Annotated in this window: 1 protein-coding gene; it reads left to right on the top strand. The window is 62.1% G+C overall.

The window, feature by feature from the left end; all coding sequences use genetic code 11:
* Positions 1-73: 73 nt before the first annotated feature.
* Positions 74-652 carry a cob(I)yrinic acid a,c-diamide adenosyltransferase gene (locus tag FEM54_RS33425; RefSeq protein WP_017139799.1) on the top strand — a complete coding sequence of 193 codons (579 nt, stop codon included), beginning with the start codon at positions 74-76 and terminating at the stop codon, positions 650-652.
* Positions 653-738: the final 86 nt, after the last annotated feature.

The raw sequence follows: 738 nt of genomic DNA, 5'->3' as shown, positions 1-738 counted from the left end.
GTTTTACCCTGCGCCTGCCGTTGGCCGGCAGCCAGATGCCACCCTATGAACTGACTCAACTGGAGCAATGACCATGGGCTTTCGCCTGTCGAAGATCTACACCCGCACCGGCGACAAGGGCGAGACGGGCCTGGGTGATGGCCGTCGCGTGCCCAAGGACCACCCTCGCGTGGAAGCCATTGGCGAGGTGGATACGCTGAACAGCCAGTTGGGTTTGCTGCTGGCCAACCTTGAAGAACAGAGCGGCCAGCACCCGCAACTCAAGGAGGTGATCGAGGTGCTTACGCCGTGCCAGCACCGCTTGTTCGACTTGGGCGGTGAGTTGGCGATGCCCGTGTACAAAGCGTTGAATGCCGCAGAAGTCGACCGGCTGGAAGCGGCGATTGACCGTTGGAATGAGGAAGTCGGGCCGCTGGAAAACTTCATCTTGCCCGGCGGTTCAGCGCTGATTGCCCAGGCCCATGTGTGCCGCAGCCTGGCGCGCAGTGCGGAGCGGCGGTGTCAGCAGTTGAATGCGATTGAGCCGTTGGAAGGCGTGGGGCTTGCGTATATCAATCGGTTGTCGGATGTGCTGTTTGTGGCGGCGCGGGTGATTGCCAAGCGTCAGGGTGTGGTGGAAGTATTGTGGCAGGCGGCGGCCAAGCCTCACTAAGATCGTTCCCACGCTCTGCGTGGGAATGCAGCCCTGGACGCTCCGCGCCCCAAAGCGTGACGCGGAGCGTCACAAGAGGCATTCCC

This window comes from Pseudomonas edaphica, from assembly GCF_005863185.1.
Taxonomy (GTDB): Bacteria; Pseudomonadota; Gammaproteobacteria; order Pseudomonadales; family Pseudomonadaceae; genus Aquipseudomonas; species Aquipseudomonas edaphica.
Note: the sequence above shows the minus strand (reverse complement) of the source record. Positions and strands in the feature narration are given on the sequence as shown.

Excerpts from the sequence above, each read along its gene's own strand:
- FEM54_RS33425 (WP_017139799.1), top strand. The coding sequence starts at position 74 with ATGGGCTTTCGCCTGTCGAAGATCTACACCCGCACCGGCGACAAGGGC.